The organism is Mucilaginibacter ginsenosidivorans (genome assembly GCF_007971025.1).
Lineage (GTDB): Bacteria > Bacteroidota > Bacteroidia > Sphingobacteriales > Sphingobacteriaceae > Mucilaginibacter > Mucilaginibacter ginsenosidivorans.
In genome coordinates this window covers 2,531,809-2,548,392 of the sequence record NZ_CP042436.1, presented here as the reverse complement: position 1 = coordinate 2,548,392, position 16,584 = coordinate 2,531,809, and the positions used below count along the sequence as shown (strand labels likewise).

Below are 16,584 nucleotides of genomic sequence, written 5' to 3'. Positions count from 1 at the left end.
TCTTTGTGGTAAAATCACCACAGAAATCGCAGATCGTTTCACAGAGAACACGAAGTTATTGATATTGTTGAATTATGCCGATTGCAATTTACTAATCCTGCCCCAGCTGCCTTCAGGTAAAACCGGGCGGACAGCTAATGCATCGTTGATAATCTTCAGTACTTTTTCGCGTTCGGCGCCTTCAATTTTCAGGCGCGGTGCACGAACGTTTTCGGTGCCGATACCGGTGGCTACTTCGGCCAGCTTAATATACTGAACCAGTTTCGGATGAATGTCGAGCTCCAGTACGGGCAGGAACCAGCGGTAAATCGCTAATGCTTCGGCTATTCGGCCTGCTTTTACGAGCCGGAAAATAGCCACAGTTTCTTTCGGGAAAGCATCCACCAGCCCGGCAACCCAACCATCGGCGCCCATAACCAGGCTTTCCATGGCAAGCGGATCGACCCCGGTCAATATTTTGAAGCGGTCGCCAAAGCGATTGATCATGCGGGTAACGTTTGAAATGTCACGGGTCGACTCCTTCACCGCCTGGATATTATCGTATTCGGCCAGTTGGGCAAACATATCCAGCGTCACTTCTATCTTGTAATCAACAGGGTTGTTATAGATCATAATTGGTAGCGGCGTGCTTTTCGCCACTGCCGCAAAGAAGGCGACAGTTTCGTTATCGTCGGCTTTGTAGCGCATTGGTGGCAGCATCATCAGTCCGCTGGCGCCGTTGTCTAGTGCCCTTTTGGCGCAGCTAACGGCCGCTTTGGTGGTTTGCTCGGCGATGTTCAGCAGTACCGGAACTTTGCCGTCGACATATGCTACCGTATGTTTAAGCAAAGCGAACTTTTCTTCGTCGGTTAAAACGCTGGCTTCGCCAAGCGAGCCGCCAAGTATAAAGCCATCCACGCCGGCTTCCAGTTGTGCATTGATATTGATGTTAAATGCGTCGAAGTCAAGCTCATCGCTATCGGTAAATTTGGTCGTAACCGCCGGGAAAACCCCTTTCCATGTAAATTTCATATTTGCCCCCTACCCCCTAAAGGGGATTGTTTTTATTGTTGAATTGCTGTATTATTTGATTGTTGTATTGCTATCATTCCTTTTTTAAAGCCCTCTCCTCCAGGGGAGGGTTTGGGTTGTTTCGGATCGCCCGGGCGCCCCAAACACGCCCGGTTATGCCTATCCGCTTTGCCCGAAGGCTTTCAATATTTTATTTACTTAAAATGTCCACATATTTTACCTGCTCGGGGAACCACACCGTCATTTCACCTTTGCCGCGGTTCGCCCACGAATAATAAGGTATAGCGGTAAGCGTTACGTTTTGCGTACTTACATTTTGCCCTGCAGCGTCAATGGTAATGCTCTTTGCCGGCGCCTCAAGGGTCATTATGCCGTTAAGCATATCGGCCCGGTAGGCTGTTTTGAATTCCGCCGCCTTCGGCAGAATGATATTGCAGGCAAGCCCGTTGTTGTCCTTCCACTCGGCGCAGTACATAATGGGGCCGCGCTGAAGGGCAACTTTACCCTGGTCGTTGTCTATCTTGCTGTTCGCTAATACCCGGCGTACATTCATCGGCAGGTTTACTTCCACCTTATCATTCTTTACCCATTTTTTGCTTAATACGGCATAACCATTCTCTATCCTATAATTTACCGGCTGCCCGTTTATTTTGATGAGAACATTTTGTGCAGAGGGCATTTTATAACTATAAAGGTCGGACGGAATGGCCTCATTACGTGCCCAACCCGGTATGCGTATTCTCAGGTCCATATCCATAGCCGATGCAGGGTTTATTGTAAAGGCCAAGCCACCATCCCAGGGATAATTATTTTCCTGCGTTATGCTGACCTTTTTATCGTTCACCACTAAATTGCCCGTGCCGCTTATGAACAGGTTAACATACACCGAATTACCCTGCTCGGCATATACATAGCCGGGGATTGATGGGATAAGCCGCACTACGTTGGTAGGGCAGCAGGAACAAACAAACCAGCCCGAACGCTCACGCTCGATATCCGGGTGCGAAAAACTATTGCTGATCTGCATAGCATTGGTGTAGAAAAATGATTTGCCATCCAGCCCAACGCCCGAGATCAAACCGTTATATAGCGTCTTTTCCAGTACATCAATATATTTTGAATCGCCGTGCAGCAGGAACATGCGCTGGTTCCAGAATACACTGCCTATTGCGGCACAGGTTTCGTTGTAAGCGGTAGTATTGGGCAATTCGTAGTTCTCGCCGAAGCGTTCACCATCGCCAACGGCACCTATGCTGCCCTGCACGTACATTTTTTTACCAACCATGTTGTTCCATATCTTGTCGATGGCTTTAATGTAAGCGCTGTCGCCTGTCAGCGCGGCAACATCGGCCATACCCGAGTACAGGTACATGGCACGCACGGCGTGTCCCTCTGCCTCATCCTGTTGTATTACCGGGATATCATCCTGGAAATATTTGCCATTCTCGTATTCGTTTTTGCTTTTTTTATCATACTCCTTGTGACCGCGCTGATCGATGAAGAATTTGGCGAGGTCGAGGTAATCTTTCTTACCGGTGATGCGGTATAATCTTACCAGGCCCATTTCCACTATCTCGTGGCCGGGGGCAACATGTTTCTTATCGGGCCCGAAGGTGTGCACCAGCAGGTCGGCATTTTTCAGGGCGATATTGAGGAAGTTGCGTTTACCGGTAGCCATAAAATGCGCCGCAGCGGCCTCATACATGTGGCCGCAATCGTACAGTTCATGGCTCATCTTCTGCTCGTTCACCCAGCGTTCGGGACCGGCCCAGGGGCCAGGGTGCAAGGGATCGATAGTACGGGCCGTGTACAGGTAGCCGTCCGGCTCCTGCGCTTTGCTTACAATTGTTATAAGCGAATCGAGGTAAGCGGAAAGTTTTGGATCGGGATGCTCGGCTAACGAGTAGGACGCGCCCTCAATAGTTTTATAAATGTCGGTATCATCGAAAGGGTAAACCGTGCAGAATTTACCCTGGTGCTCGGCGGCCATCACAAAATTTTTGATGCGGCCGGTACTGTCGCAGCGGGCAAAAGAAGCAGGGATGGTAACCGTGCGGTTGGTTTCGATACGCGACGTCCAGAAATGATCGGTCAGTTTTACGCTGGTAAAAGGCACCGGCTGTATCGGGTAGTCTTTATTTTGCGCAAATGCGGGTAAACTTAAACCTGTTAATAACGCAAGACTGATATACTTCTTCATGGCGTTGCTGCTGATGCACAAAGTTACGCCGGCAGATGAAGCAAATGGGCGTACTTCTTAGCAGGATATAGCAGGATTTTAACCTAAATATTAAGATAACGGTATTTTTACTGCAAAATCAGGGAAAAACACGGGCCGGTTTGTTGAAAATTTAATATACCGGTGATTTTTACTTTGTAATAAAAATCTTACATTTATTACCCAGAAACCAAACTGTTTTATGAAAAGAAAAATTTTGATCGCAAGCGCGCTATTGTCCTGCTTTATTTTTGTGATGGCTGTCGTGGCCGACCTTACCGGCAAGTGGAAAGGCACTATTCATACTCCCGATGGCAACGACCTGCAGGTTGTTTACAATTTTAAGGCCGATGGCGACAAGCTGACGGGTACGGCCGAATCGCCTGCCGGTACGGTAACTGTGGACGACGGCAAGATAACCGGTGATACCTTCAGCTTTAAAGTTACCGTTGATGGCAACGATTATCCGCACAAGGGTAAAATGTATGCCGACTCCTGCGGCATCGACATCGATTTTGGCGGACAAACGATACATACTACCGTTGTTCGCGACACAAGCAAGTAATATTCAACCCAAACAGTTCATAGTTCAAAGCCCCTTGCGTTAATTAACGGAGGGGTTTTTAGTTAGGGCTGCATTTAATGTATACGATCTAAAATCAAACCAACATGAAAAGAAAAATATTTATTACAGCTGCCCTATTGTGTTTTTTTATGGCGGCATATGCCATGTTTGCTGATATCAACGGGAAATGGTCGGCGATGTTAAAAGGCCCCGACGGCAACGAGTTCCCGATCACTTATACTTTTAAAAGTGATGGTGCAACATTAACCGGCACGGTTACATCAGCTATCGGCACGTTCGATATATCAGACGGCATGGTTAAAGGCGACAGCCTCTGGTTCACCGCCAACATCAACACGATGAAGATAAAGAACAAAGGCAGGTACTACGCCAATGGCGACTCGATAAGTCTGCATGTAGGTGCAAGGTCGACCCATACTACCCTGACACGCGTGATAGAGAAATAGGGAACCAAATAAATCACTGATAGTTTGTAACTTAGATAACCATCAGTAGTCTTATTATCAATCAAAACTCAACAAACCAACCATGAAAAGAAAAGTACTAATCACCTGCGCGCTGCTGCTGAGTTTCACCGCTGTATTTGCGTATTTCGCCGACCTGAACGGCAGCTGGAAAGGCACGCTTGTAGCACCCGATGGCAATGAATACCCATTGGCCTACACATTTAAAATTGACGGCGATAAACTGACCGGCACGGGCAATTCGCCCCAGGGATCGGTTGACCTGACAGAGGGAAAAGTAAAAAGCGACAGCCTTTCCTTTGCTATAGACGTTAACGGGGTAAAAGTGATCAACAGCGGGAAATATTTCGCCGAAGGCGATTCCATCAGCCTGAATATCGATTACCAGGGCTATATAATGCATTCGACCCTGAAACGCGCTACGGATAAATAAGCAACCATTTACAATAGTTTTCATAAAGTGCCCCTTCGCCGGTTTTCGGCGGAGGGGTTTTTTCCAACCTCAAATTCACCCGGCTGTAGTTATCGGGACTGCGTTCGCAGAAAGTACCGGTTACGGAACCTGTTTATTTCCAGTACAATGTAACGTAAATGGCCGATCATGCATCTTATTAAAAACTGAAAATAATGAAAAGAAAAACACTTATTACCGGGGCATTGCTTTGCTTTGTTACGGTGGCCCTGGCGGCTATCGCCGGCTTGTCGGGCAAATGGAAGGGCTCGTTAAAAGATCCTGAAGGTAACGACCATAATTTTCACCTCGTTTTTAACGTAGACGGCGAAAAACTAACCGGCACTGCCCAGGCCGAAGGCGATCCGCTCGACATCCAGGAAGGTAAAGTAACCGGCGACGACTTTAAATTCAAACTGACCGACCCTGACGGTAATGTTATTCCCGTGTATGGAAAGTACGTTGCCGCAGGCGATTCCGTTTCGTTAAATTTCGAAGAGGGCGCGGCCAAATTTCACGTAACTTTCCTGCGCGACGATAAATAGGCTATCCATTTTGTTGAACATCTGATCAAAACACATAAACTATGAAAAAGAAGATTTTTATTGCGGCAGCGTTATTCTGCTTTGTAACAGTTTGTATGGCAGCCATAGCCGATTTCTCGGGAAAATGGCGCGGCAGCGTAACTACCCCCGATGGGAATGAGGTTGTACTGACCTACACCTTTAAAATAGACGGGGATAAACTAACCGGTACCGGCGAATCGCAGGACCACGAAGTAACCATTGACAGCGGGAAGGTAAGCGGGAACGAATTCAAATTCAGCGTTACCAATAGCCAGGGTATTGTTATACCACACAAAGGCAAATATTATCCTGCCGCCGATACCTGTGGCATCGATCTTGATTTCCAGGGAACGATGTTCCACACTACGTTGAAGCGGGTAACCGATAAATAAGCGCCGGTATTATATAATTTTCCACAAAACCCGTCTTGCGGCGGGTTTTTTTATGCCTGCAAAATCCTGGTTTGTTTTGTCGGCTGTATTACTTGTATAATAAAAAAAGTGGCCTACCTTTGCGCCATGAAGTACAGGATCACAGCCGTATTGCTTATCTTTTGCATTGTCAGCTGTAGTTTTTCGCGCTTTTTTGTATACGCGGGCTTCGAGCTTAACAGGAATTATATTGCCGCCAAACTTTGCGAGAACCGCAGCCGACCATGGCTGCATTGCAACGGGCATTGTTACCTAATGAAAAAGCTGAAGCAAGCCGACGAAAAACAAGCCGCGAACGAGCGTGAAGCGCAAAAGAACCTGGTACAGGAAACCTATTTCCAGGCCCCGGGCCAGGTAAAATTCTTCACCCATGTTATCATGGTGCTGACCATCCCCAACAACCGCATCCAGCTACCGCAGGGACACGGTTCCATCTTCCAACCGCCTCAATTGGGTTGATCCGCTAACTTTTCGACTTATTTATTAATCTGTTATTTTGATTTCGCTACAAGCGAACGGGATTTGGTACAACATTGTATCTGTTTGCTGTTTTAAGGGAATCCTCGCCGCTATTCCGCGGATATAAATGGCGATCCGCTTTAAATAAGCCGCAATAATATTGTTAACTGATTTTTTAATTAAATCCGGGTCCACGGCCCGTGAACTAATATATCATTCATGAATACACTTAAAAAAGTGGTTCTGCTTGCTATTATCGCAGCTTTCGCCGCGCCGTTTGCAAAAGCGCAGCATCTTGTAAAAGGGAAAGTGATAGACAGTGCCACAAAACAACCTATACAATACGCCACTATTTATACCGATGGAAAAACATCCGTTACCAACCAGGATGGTGATTTCCGGATACAGGTAAAAAGCGATACATCTACCCTCAGGATAAGCTGCATCGGCTGCCGGTCAAAGTCGATGACCTGCGGTATGGCCGGACAGAAAATGACCATAGCTATTGCCAAAGGCGCCATCGACCTGGATGAAGTAGTGATCTCTCCCCAGTTAAGCGCCAATTCGTTCCATACCCTGAGCACTGTCGACCTGAGTCTGCGGCCGGTGAATTCGTCACAGGACCTGATGCGGCTGGTGCCGGGCCTTTTCATAGCCCAGCACATGGGCGGCGGCAAGGCCGAACAAATATTCGTGCGGGGTTTCGACGCCGACCACGGCACCGACCTTAAAGTATCGGTGGATGGTATGCCGGTGAACATGGTTTCGCATGTGCACGGGCAGGGTTACGCCGACCTTCACTTCCTGATCCCCGAGACCGTATCGACCTATGATTTTGGCAAAGGGCCCTATTATGCAGAACGCGGTGATTTCGCCACGGCTGGTTATTTGAATTACACCACCAAAGATGCTCTGGACCATAGCATGATAAGCCTGGAAGGTGGCCGGTTCAATACATTCCGCGTTGCGGGCGTTATCGATCTGTTAAGCGCCAAAGCAAAACAAAATGGCGAGAACGCTTACGTAGCCGGAGAATATAATTACACAGATGGCCCTTTCCAACTAGCGGAACACTACAAGCGTTTTAACCTGTTTGGCAAGTACACCAAACAATTGGGGTCAAATAATAAATTATCGCTCAGCGCATCTACCTTCAGTACAAGCTGGATACCGTCAGGAGAAATTCCGGAACGCGCCGTCGCGAACGGAACCAGGGCGATCGGTGACGAGGGGAATATTTACACCGCCACATCTCCGGGCACGCTTATTAACCGGTTTGGGACAATAGACAGTGCGCAAAACGGCAAAAGTACGCGTACCAACGTGATTGCCAAACTCAGTTCGGACCTGAAAAACGACTGGACGATGGAAAATCAATTGTATTACACGCACTATACTTTCCGATTGCACGTGAACTCAACTTTTTTTGCCGAGGACAACGAGAACGGCGACGAAAAATTTCAAAACGAAACAAGGGATATGTTCGGCTACAATGGCAGGTTGAGTAAGCGCAGTTATTTCGGGAACGCATCGTTAACATCGACCTTTGGCGTAGGCGACAGGGCGGATAGAACCAATGCTTTATATGCAGGCGTTAACAGGCAGAATGTACTGTTAGATGTTATAAACAGCGGCGATGTCCATCAGAATAACGCAAGCGCTTATATCGACGAATCGCTGGAAACAGGAAAATGGCTCATCAATTTTGGAGCGCGGGTTGACTATCTTCACTTTAACTATCACGATACCACGCAAAATAAGGCCATCATCAGTCCGAAGGTGAATATCCAGTATACTGCCAACGACCAAATTCAGTTTTACCTGAAGGCGGGTAAGGGCTTTCACTCGAACGACGCGCGCGCCGTTATCGGCAACAACCGCCTGCAAATACTGCCCGCAGCTTACGGGGCCGACCTGGGTTTGAACTGGAAACCAATACCGCACTTATACCTGAACGCGGCCCTTTGGTACCTGTACCTGCAGCAGGAGTTTGTTTATACGGATGACGGCACCATTGAACCAGGGGGAAAAACCCGCAGGGAGGGCATCGACTTTTCGGCCCGTTACCAGCTGGCTAAGTGGCTGTTTGCCGACCTGAATGTGAACCTGGCCAAACCGCGGCTGGTTGATGCTGCAAGCGGGGAAAGTTATCTGCCGCTTGCCCCTACCTTTACCAGCACAGGCGGGTTCGATTTTAAATTTGAGAATGGTATAAACGGCGGCATCAGTTACCGGTATATGCACAGGCGGCCGGGCAACGAAAACTACTCGCTGGTGGCAGACGGCTACTATGTTACCGACCTGAAAGTGAACTATACGCAGAAGCGGTATGAGATAGGCTTATCTGTCGAGAACCTTCTCAATACCAGATGGAACGAGTTTGAGGCCGAAGAAGTAACACAACTAAGGAGCGAAACCGCGCCGGTTGACCAGATGAGCTTTACCCCGGGAACACCGTTTTATGCGAAGCTGAGGGTGGCGTTGTTCTTCTAAATTTCAATTGCCATTCCGAACGAAGAGAGAAATCTTATCGGCCATGCATATTCGTTAAGCAAGACGTTTAAGATTTCTCCTCGTTCCTCGTCGAAATGAGATATGGATTTTATTTCCAAAATAATGTGCCGGGGTGAAAATGCTGCCAAGAATGCCAGTATTCCTGGTAGGCTTGCACTTTAGCCAGTTGCTTGCCCTTGCTGGCACCGGATATACACTTTCCTTCCCAATCCCAGGTGGATGCGGTTTCATTGTCGGTGAAACGACCGCTGGTGTCCTGCTTAAAAGTCAGCGTTTTACCATCAACCCGGCGTTTAAAAACATGAAAGGTATGATCGTCATCTTCCAGTCCGACCAGTAGCGGCGTAGTGCCGAACTGATCGTTCAGCAGGCATATTTTTTGCATTTTTCGCCAGTCGTATGCCTTATGTTTCCTGTCAAGCACAACACCGATCACCCAACTTTTGCGCACCAGCGAATCCTTATTTTTCAGGGTCGAATCTTTGTCGACAGCCTGCCGGATGTCGTAATCCTTCAGGTCGTCATAGTCACTTTTGAAATGACCGTCGGGCTGTAGTATAAGCGAACCTGGGTGCTTATTGAGCCATGCGCCGAGAGACGATTGTTCATAAGGCAATTCCTTTAAATAAGAACCGTGCATGGGTCCGACGGCCGCCTCGCCCGTGGCCTGGTACCACCAGGTGCCGGTGCTTTCGTCTTCGATAATAGCATTGTAATGCCTTGCCCCTACCAGCCTGAAACTTTGCCTCGCACCATTGATAACCGGGCTGTACACGCGGCCCGTACGGCACATGGTACAATAAGTAACCAATACCGGTAGATCGCCGACGTTATCCTGCACTTTATGATGGTAGCCTAAATAGACAAGCGGGTAAGCCTTCGCTGCGCCATTATTTACCACACCAAGCACAATATAGCTTTCGGGTACCTTATTGGCTACTGCATCGGCAAATTTGATGGTTTTAGGCTCCTCGAACATGGTTGACGCCTTAAAGGCAAAATCGGTTATATAAAAACTACCCAGGCCCAAAACCAGTACTGAAATCTTCACTACTTTACCCCATCGCCGGTTATTCGTAAAATATTTTACAAGATACCAGAGGATAACCAATGCGCCGGCGATGCGCAGCGGCAGTATGACCTTTTCGAGGTAATAACACAACTTAATAGCTTCGAGGTTTTGGCTGCCGGGGAATGGCATCAGTAAATAGGCATGCAATAGCCCGGGGAAGAACAGCAACAACATGCCTGTCCAGAAGATATAGGACTTTGGTCTTTTCTTCATCCTGATCGTAATAGCAAACGCTTGGTTTAATAAAGTTATTAAAGATATTAATTTACTTAAGAAAAAAGTCTATTTAAAGCCGATGTTCAGCTTAAACCCGTTTGTTTATAATAATTGGCTTTATTTGGCTATTTTTGTTATAGTAACTCAACTGATGATACAGATATGGTAATTACTATAAAAAAGAACACCAAATCCGAAGATATTGCAATTGCCCTGAAGAAACTGGGGAAGTCAAAAGAAACAAAGACCTTGTCAAGTTTCTATGGAAAACTTAAAGGAGCTTTCGGCGATGACCTGCAATATCAGAAAAAGGTGAGGGATGAGTGGGATTAAATACCTTGCCGATACCAATTGCTTCATCTACCCGTTAGATGAGAGTCCCCTACTTTTGCCATTTGCTTCCGACACCTGGGCATTTTCCTACATTACAGAGATAGAGTTATTGAGTAAAAAAGGGATCACCAGCTTAGGAGAAACAGTGATCGGGACTATGCTTGACACTTGCTATAAAGTCGATCATTCTCCAATATTAACTGCTTTTGCTATCGAATTAAAAAGGACCAACTCAATAAAATTACCAGACGCTCTTATTGCTGCTTCAGCTAAATTAATGAACTTACCGTTACTTACGGCTGATAAAGGCTTTTCTGGTATCAAAGGCATAGATTGCATTATTTTAGAACTCTGATGCCCGCAATGCCAATTTACCCATAGAATGGAAATAACGAGAGACGAAATAAAATCCCGTTTATCGCTCCGGATAGCTGTTGGCGCCATGTTTTTTATGGCTGGGCTAAGTTTTGCGAGCTGGGCATCGCGGATACCGGCGATACAGCAATCGCTGCATTTATCTGAAGCGGCGCTCGGTGGCGTATTGCTGGCCATACCTACGGGCCTGATGTGTTCGCTGCCGTTTACCGGTTGGGTGATCACCAGGATCGGAAGCCGTAAGTTGCTGATCATAGCCATTACCTGCTATGCCATCCTGCTGGTGGGACTCGGCGCGGCGCGGACTGTTTATGAATTGCTGGGGTGCCTTTTCCTGTATGGTTTTGCAGGTAATGCCGCCAATATAGCCGTCAATACGCAGGCCGTAGCCACGGAGAAATTATATGCGAAACCCATTATGGCGTCGTTTCATGGTATCTGGAGTATGGCCGGGTTTACCGGCGCGGGTATCGGTATCTTTATGATCGGGCAACATATTGTTCCTTTATATCATTTCATCGTGATCATGGTCCTTATCATAATCGGCGTCGTTATTACATCGCGTAACCTGGATGAGGATTGTGATGCCAGGGTGAAGGACGAGGTAGTGGTTTTATCGATCGGTGAAAGGATAAGGTCGATGACGCCTTTATTGAAGCTGGGAATAATTGCCTTTTGCTCCATGATCTGTGAGGGAACCATGTTCGACTGGAGCGGCGTATACTTCAAAAAAGTAATACTTGCGCACAATGGCTGGATTGGCGCGGGTTATTTTGCGTTTATGTGTACCATGGCTTTAGGCCGGTTTACCGCCGACTGGTTTGCTGGTGTATACGGATTAAGGCGGACGCTTATTTTGAGCGGTTCGCTGACGGCTACGGGTTTGGTTGTGGCCGTGGTGTTTCCCTACCTATGGCCGGCCATCATCGGGTTTATGCTCGTTGGCGCGGGTGTATCGTCCGTTGTTCCGATGATCTATAGCTCGGCCGGGAAAACTACCATCATGTCGCCGGGTGTTGCGCTGACAGCGGTATCAACTATCGGCTTTTCGGGTTTCCTCATCGGGCCGCCGCTTATCGGTTTTATTGCGGGGATAGCTACATTAAGGGCATCGTTCCTGCTTATTGCCTGCATGGGGCTGAGTGTGGCTATTATTTCCGGCCGGACCAGGCTTAATTAACCACCCGACTCCAGATCCTCCTGGCTGGGGTTCAGGATATAATCAAAACCCTCGTTGCCATTTTTAAAAATAAAACGCAGCCTGTCCTTCGGCACGTCAATGTCCAGCGAAAATGCTGCAATTACCTGGGGGACATTGTCGCGTACGATCTTCAGGTCGCTTACGTTTGGCATCTCGACCAGGATATCATATTCATCCACCGCTTCTATCTTCCAGCCTTCCAAGCCGGCGGCCTCCAAAACTTCTATCCATTTATCCTGGTATGCGCTCATAATCCCCTCTGTTTTATATAGATATAACGGTTGAGGGCAGGATTGGTTTTAGGGATTGGATTAGACGTAGATGCAGGGATATGCCTAACTTAAAGATGGGAACGCCAATAATATAAGTTTGAGCGACACTACAAATACTGATATGAAAATTAAGAGCAGACCCGTTTTTTTTGTTTTGATTTGAAAAGCTACAAAAAAAGAAATAATAACGTCGAAAACACTAACACCAATTACACCACGCAGAAAATAGTAAAGCTTATCAGATTCCAACGTAAATAAATGGACGAATTGAAAAAACAGTTCAGCAAAAAAACAAATTACAGAACCCAGTATTGTCAACTTCGTCGTGTTTGTACCGGGCTCTGTTTTTAATATTTTTTTAATAGCGATTATTAATACGACAATGGTAGTCGCAATTAATGATAATCCATTGAATTTAATAGGAGTGAAAGGAATGTACTCTGGAATATTAAATGGTGATAAATACAAAACCCACCATTCGAATATCATCAGAGCCAACAGAATCAATGCATACTTTAAATAATCCCTAATAAATTTCTCACCGCTGCATATCGCCTATTATCATTGAAACATCTATCAAAATTAGTTACTTTAACTAAATTACTTACTTAGCTTCACCATAACCACGTCATAATTAGGAATGGGTTGTTTGAATACTTTTTGCGTCGTGCCCAGGTCTTTTTTCGACCATAGGTTACGGATCTTGAAAGTGGTTTGGGTAAAATCAACACTCGTTTTTGATGTGGTGTCGTTGATCAGGTGCGCTGTCCAGTCGTAGTTGAGTGTTTGTGCCCGGCCTGACCGGTTCAAAAAGCAAACGGCCAGGTCGCCGCCGGTCAAAGGTTTCACCCATATTTCGATACCATCAAATGCATAATAACGGAACCCTTCGATACCCAAAGCGTCCTGGTCAACGGCGATCACCTCTTTGTTCGTCAGGATATTTTTGGTTTGCTCGGACAGTTTGCCTAAATCGTTACCAGCCATCAGCGGGGCAGCCAGCATACACCAAAGCGAAAAATGAGCCCGGTCCTCGTTCACGGTCATACCGTTGCCCACTTCCAGCATATCCGGGTCGTTCCAGTGGCCGGGGCCTGCGTACTGGCGGATGCTATCCTGCCGATCCAGGATATTCAGCACGGTAAGCGGTGTCCAGCCATTTTTTGTTACCGGTTTATCAAAGTATGGACCGATATCGCCTGTTGTGCGCCATAACTGCCCGTCGTCCTTTCCCCATACCCATGGGCGGTGTGAACCCCATTCGCAAAGGCTGAAAACAATTGGCCTTCCGGTTGCTTTCAGCGCCTGGCTCATCACTTTATAGGCTTCGCGGGCATTCATCCCTTCGGCATAGCACCAGTCAAATTTCAGGTAATCCACACCCCATGATGCGTACAGGCGTGCGTCCTCATATTCGTGGCCGCGGGTGCCCGGGTAACCGGCGCAGGTTTTAGTGCCCGCACAATTGTATATGCCAAATTTCAATCCTTTGGAATGTACATAATCAGCAAACTCCTTCATACCGTTCGGAAATTTCTTCGGGTCGGCAACCAATTGGCCGTTCTTGTCCCTTTCCATCGCCATCCATCCATCATCCAATACAAAATAGGTATAACCTGCATCCTTCATTCCCGACGAAACATAGGAATCAACCATCTGCTTCAGCAGGGGTTCGTTGATGTTGGTCTGAAAAATATTCCAGCTGTTCCAGCCCATAGGCGGGGTTGGCGCAAGCATGGTATTGTCTTGGGCAAAGGTGTGCAGGCCTGCCATGGCAAGCAACAACACGATCAAAAGAAGTCTTCTCATGCGATAAAGCTATAAAATTCATTTATTACTTTGTATCGGGCGTCAAATAAATTATGCCTGTGGCAGGACCACCCCACCCCACCGCGACATGCCCGCCAACCGATATTGTATTAAAGGATATTTTCGGAAGCGATCAGAGGCATTTGCGAATTGATCCGGTTAACGATGGTAATGCACGCCCTGCTGTTGTGGTAAGGGCATTTCCATATCCCCACTTTGTCTTCGGCGGCCATAGGGCTGCCATCTTCATAGATTCCCCAAAGCCACTCGCCATTTGCCTTATCGAGTATTTTATTTTTGACGAATTCCCAAACGCCGGTAGATAATTGGAGGTATTTGCTGTTGCCTGTTATCTGCCAGGTATGGAAAAACCCAACCATCGCCTCGGCCTGTACCCACCAATGCTTTTCCTTTACCAGGTAATCTGCGGCAGGTTCATATTCGTACCAAAGGCCGCCGTCATTATCCAGCCCTTCCATCACGGCTTCGGATATTTTAATGGCGCAGGCCCTTAGTTTTTCTATCAATGCTGCATCGTTGATGATCTCGGCCGAATCCAGTAAAAGCCAGGCGGCTTCGATATCATGACCGTACGAGATGAGGGTAGAACGTAAGCTCCAGTTCTCATCAAAAAACAGGTTCAGGTGGCCTTTTTTTTCGTCGATAAAATGATCGGTAAAATTATTCAGCAGCAGGATGATATGACTGCGCAGTGTTTTATCGGGCCAAACCCGGTAAAGGTTGGTGTACCCTTCGATGACATGAAGATGCGTGTTCATTGTTTTCTTTTCATTCGCATCCTTCGCACTTAGCCGCAAATCAGCAATGGGCTGCCAATCTTCTGCAAAAGCTTCGAAATAGCCGGTTTTCGCCCAGTCAAAACTCTTATCCACCAATAGCCTAAACAGTTCTATCGCTTTCCCAAGCGCATCCTGCTTTTTCGATGCCTTATAATATTCGCTTAAAGCGTAAATAGTGAATGCACTGGCATAAACCTGTTTTTTGCCATCGAGCTCATTGCCCGCATGATCCACCGACCAATAAACACCGCCATAGGTTTTATCAATGATATGATCGACGATATACCGGTAGGCCCGGTCAGCGATATCAAGATATCCGGGCTTTACGTTGAAATTATAGGCCGCCGAAAAGGTCCATAAAATGCGGGCGTTCAACACCGAGCCCTTGGGTGAGCCGGGAATTGAACGGTTGCCGTTATCTATCCTTCCCAAAAACCCTCCCTCCTTCTTATCCTGTGTATTGTTGATCCAATAGTCGAGAATATTAGTCAATTCGGCATCCAATTCGTCCCGGTAAGCCAGTAGCATCGAGCCCAGGTTTTTATCTCCGTTCATTATTTGTTAACCGGCTGCACCACTTCATCAGTGGCGGCGTATAAAAAATTCTTGTTTTTTCTTATCAGTTCCGAAAGCGTTTTGACAGACAGCGCCGAGCGTAAGCCATCTTCCGGCGTATTCATCACGTAATCAAGCAGTTTATCTACTGAACTAACCGCAACATGCATCCGCGTATCGGATGAGGCATAGTAAATGTAAACCGTGCCATCGTCATCCGCAATCCAGCCGTTGCAGAACACCACGTTGGATACATCACCGATGCGCTCTTCTCCTTCCGGTGCCAGGAAATACCCGGCCGGCTTGTGCAGCACTTTCGTAAGGTCGTCAATATCTGTCATAAACATATAAAGCACGTACCTTAAGCCGGCTGCGGTATTTCGCACACCATGCGCCAAATGCAACCAGCCGTGCGCCGTTTTGATCGGCGCCGGCCCCTGGCCGTTCTTTGATTCGTAAACGGTATGATAATTTTTATTGTCGATGATGGCCTCATGGCCGATGTAGGCGTTCTCCATCGAATCTGTCAAACCGAAACCTATTCCGCCGCCTGTGCCCGCGCTTATAAAGCCATCCTGGGGGCGGGTGTACAATGCATATTTTCCATTCACAAATTCGGGATGTAAAACGACGTTACGCTGCTGCGGCGATTTGGTTACCAGGTCTGGCAGCCGTTCCCATTTTACCATGTCTTTCGTACGGGCTATACCACATGCTGCCACTGCCATGGACTGGTCGTGCGCCGGTGCTTCCGGGTCGCGGCGCTCAGTACAGAACAGGCCGTAAATCCAGCCGTCCTCGTGCGTGGTAAGGCGCATGTCGTAAACGTTGGTATCGGGCTCGTCAGTTTCCGGCAGATCGATGGGGTAATCCCAAAAGGTAAAATTGTCCACACCATTCGGGCTTTCCGCTACAGCGAAGAACGATTTACGGTCGAGACCCTCAACCCTCGCAACCAGCAAATATTTGCCGTTCCATTTAATGGCGCCGGCGTTGAAGGCAGCGTTAATACCGAAACGCTCCATTAGGAAGGGGTTGCTTTGGGGGTTGATATCGTACCTCCAGAAAACCGGCGCATGCGCAGCTGTAAGCACCGGGTTTTGATAACGGTCGAAAATGCCGTTGCCCAGTTTCTGCTTTTTATTGGGTTTGCCTATCAACTGGCGGTAGCTATTTTCCAGTTGATTAAGCCTTGATTCGAATTCGGTCATATATTATTTATCGTGTATTATTATTTGGTTACTTGTAGCT

At 47.3% G+C, this 16,584-nt stretch carries 17 protein-coding genes; 10 read left to right on the top strand and 7 right to left on the bottom strand.

The genetic code is table 11. The annotated features are described in order from the left end of the window. Positions 1-72 precede the first annotated feature (72 nt). Together FRZ54_RS11700 and FRZ54_RS11695 are read right to left on the bottom strand one after the other, a co-directional pair. On the bottom strand, positions 73-1,011 hold the full coding sequence (locus FRZ54_RS11700; protein ID WP_147031791.1) for a dihydrodipicolinate synthase family protein: 939 nt from the start codon (positions 1,009-1,011) through the stop codon (positions 73-75). A 190-nt stretch (positions 1,012-1,201) separates the two neighbouring features. Further along, positions 1,202-3,211 (bottom strand): glycoside hydrolase family 127 protein, encoded by a 2,010-nt coding sequence (locus FRZ54_RS11695; RefSeq protein WP_147031790.1) that lies wholly within the window; start codon positions 3,209-3,211, stop codon positions 1,202-1,204. Between the two features lie 220 nt (positions 3,212-3,431). Between FRZ54_RS11695 and FRZ54_RS11690 the strand changes: the two genes are divergently transcribed. From FRZ54_RS11690 to FRZ54_RS11660, 7 genes are all read left to right on the top strand, one after another. After that, on the top strand, positions 3,432-3,794 hold the full coding sequence (locus FRZ54_RS11690) for a glycoside hydrolase (protein WP_147031789.1): 363 nt from the start codon (positions 3,432-3,434) through the stop codon (positions 3,792-3,794). A gap of 104 nt (positions 3,795-3,898) precedes the next feature. Continuing rightward, positions 3,899-4,261 (top strand): hypothetical protein, encoded by a 363-nt coding sequence (locus tag FRZ54_RS11685; protein WP_147031788.1) that lies wholly within the window; start codon positions 3,899-3,901, stop codon positions 4,259-4,261. A gap of 82 nt (positions 4,262-4,343) precedes the next feature. Next, positions 4,344-4,712 carry a glycoside hydrolase gene (locus tag FRZ54_RS11680; protein ID WP_147031787.1) on the top strand — a complete coding sequence of 123 codons (369 nt, stop codon included), beginning with the start codon at positions 4,344-4,346 and terminating at the stop codon, positions 4,710-4,712. Between the two features lie 194 nt (positions 4,713-4,906). After that, positions 4,907-5,275, top strand: coding sequence for a hypothetical protein (locus FRZ54_RS11675; RefSeq protein WP_147031786.1), 369 nt, complete (start codon positions 4,907-4,909; stop codon positions 5,273-5,275). A gap of 41 nt (positions 5,276-5,316) precedes the next feature. Then, positions 5,317-5,688, top strand: coding sequence for a glycoside hydrolase (locus tag FRZ54_RS11670; RefSeq protein ID WP_147031785.1), 372 nt, complete (start codon positions 5,317-5,319; stop codon positions 5,686-5,688). 126 nt (positions 5,689-5,814) lie between these two features. Further along, on the top strand, positions 5,815-6,186 hold the full coding sequence (locus FRZ54_RS11665; RefSeq protein WP_147031784.1) for a hypothetical protein: 372 nt from the start codon (positions 5,815-5,817) through the stop codon (positions 6,184-6,186). Between the two features lie 219 nt (positions 6,187-6,405). Continuing rightward, positions 6,406-8,679: a TonB-dependent receptor gene (locus FRZ54_RS11660; protein WP_147031783.1), complete on the top strand. Its 2,274-nt coding sequence runs from the start codon at positions 6,406-6,408 to the stop codon at positions 8,677-8,679. Between the two features lie 109 nt (positions 8,680-8,788). Here FRZ54_RS11660 and FRZ54_RS11655 read toward each other — a convergent pair whose 3' ends face one another. Beyond that, positions 8,789-9,985 carry a DUF3179 domain-containing (seleno)protein gene (locus FRZ54_RS11655; RefSeq protein WP_147031782.1) on the bottom strand — a complete coding sequence of 399 codons (1,197 nt, stop codon included), beginning with the start codon at positions 9,983-9,985 and terminating at the stop codon, positions 8,789-8,791. Positions 9,986-10,150: 165 nt separating this feature from the next. On the opposite strand from FRZ54_RS11655, the gene FRZ54_RS24460 reads away from it, so the two are divergent. Genes FRZ54_RS24460 through FRZ54_RS11645 form a run of 3 tightly spaced genes read left to right on the top strand, consistent with a single transcriptional unit; the run spans position 10,151 to position 11,876 of the window. After that, positions 10,151-10,321 (top strand): hypothetical protein, encoded by a 171-nt coding sequence (locus FRZ54_RS24460; RefSeq protein WP_187359818.1) that lies wholly within the window; start codon positions 10,151-10,153, stop codon positions 10,319-10,321. Continuing rightward, positions 10,308-10,676: a PIN domain-containing protein gene (locus FRZ54_RS11650; RefSeq protein ID WP_147031781.1), complete on the top strand. Its 369-nt coding sequence runs from the start codon at positions 10,308-10,310 to the stop codon at positions 10,674-10,676. Before FRZ54_RS24460 ends, FRZ54_RS11650 begins: the two co-directional genes overlap by 14 nt. Positions 10,677-10,703: 27 nt before the next feature. After that, positions 10,704-11,876, top strand: a complete 1,173-nt coding sequence (locus tag FRZ54_RS11645; RefSeq protein ID WP_147031780.1) for an MFS transporter — start codon at positions 10,704-10,706, stop codon at positions 11,874-11,876. On the opposite strand, the gene FRZ54_RS11640 is transcribed toward FRZ54_RS11645, so the two are convergent. The 4 genes from FRZ54_RS11640 to FRZ54_RS11625 form a co-directional block, all read right to left on the bottom strand. Further along, positions 11,873-12,148: a hypothetical protein gene (locus FRZ54_RS11640; RefSeq protein ID WP_147031779.1), complete on the bottom strand. Its 276-nt coding sequence runs from the start codon at positions 12,146-12,148 to the stop codon at positions 11,873-11,875. The genes FRZ54_RS11645 and FRZ54_RS11640 overlap by 4 nt on opposite strands. Before the next feature lie 621 nt (positions 12,149-12,769). Further along, complete coding sequence (locus FRZ54_RS11635; protein ID WP_147031778.1) at positions 12,770-13,978, bottom strand: glycoside hydrolase family 27 protein; 1,209 nt, start codon at positions 13,976-13,978, stop codon at positions 12,770-12,772. 110 nt (positions 13,979-14,088) lie between these two features. Next, the gene (locus tag FRZ54_RS11630; protein ID WP_147031777.1) at positions 14,089-15,333 is read right to left on the bottom strand and encodes an AGE family epimerase/isomerase; all 1,245 of its coding nucleotides are present in this window, start codon (positions 15,331-15,333) and stop codon (positions 14,089-14,091) included. Further along, on the bottom strand, positions 15,333-16,544 hold the full coding sequence (locus FRZ54_RS11625; RefSeq protein WP_147031776.1) for a glycoside hydrolase family 130 protein: 1,212 nt from the start codon (positions 16,542-16,544) through the stop codon (positions 15,333-15,335). The genes FRZ54_RS11630 and FRZ54_RS11625 overlap by 1 nt, the downstream gene beginning before the upstream one ends. Positions 16,545-16,584: the final 40 nt, after the last annotated feature.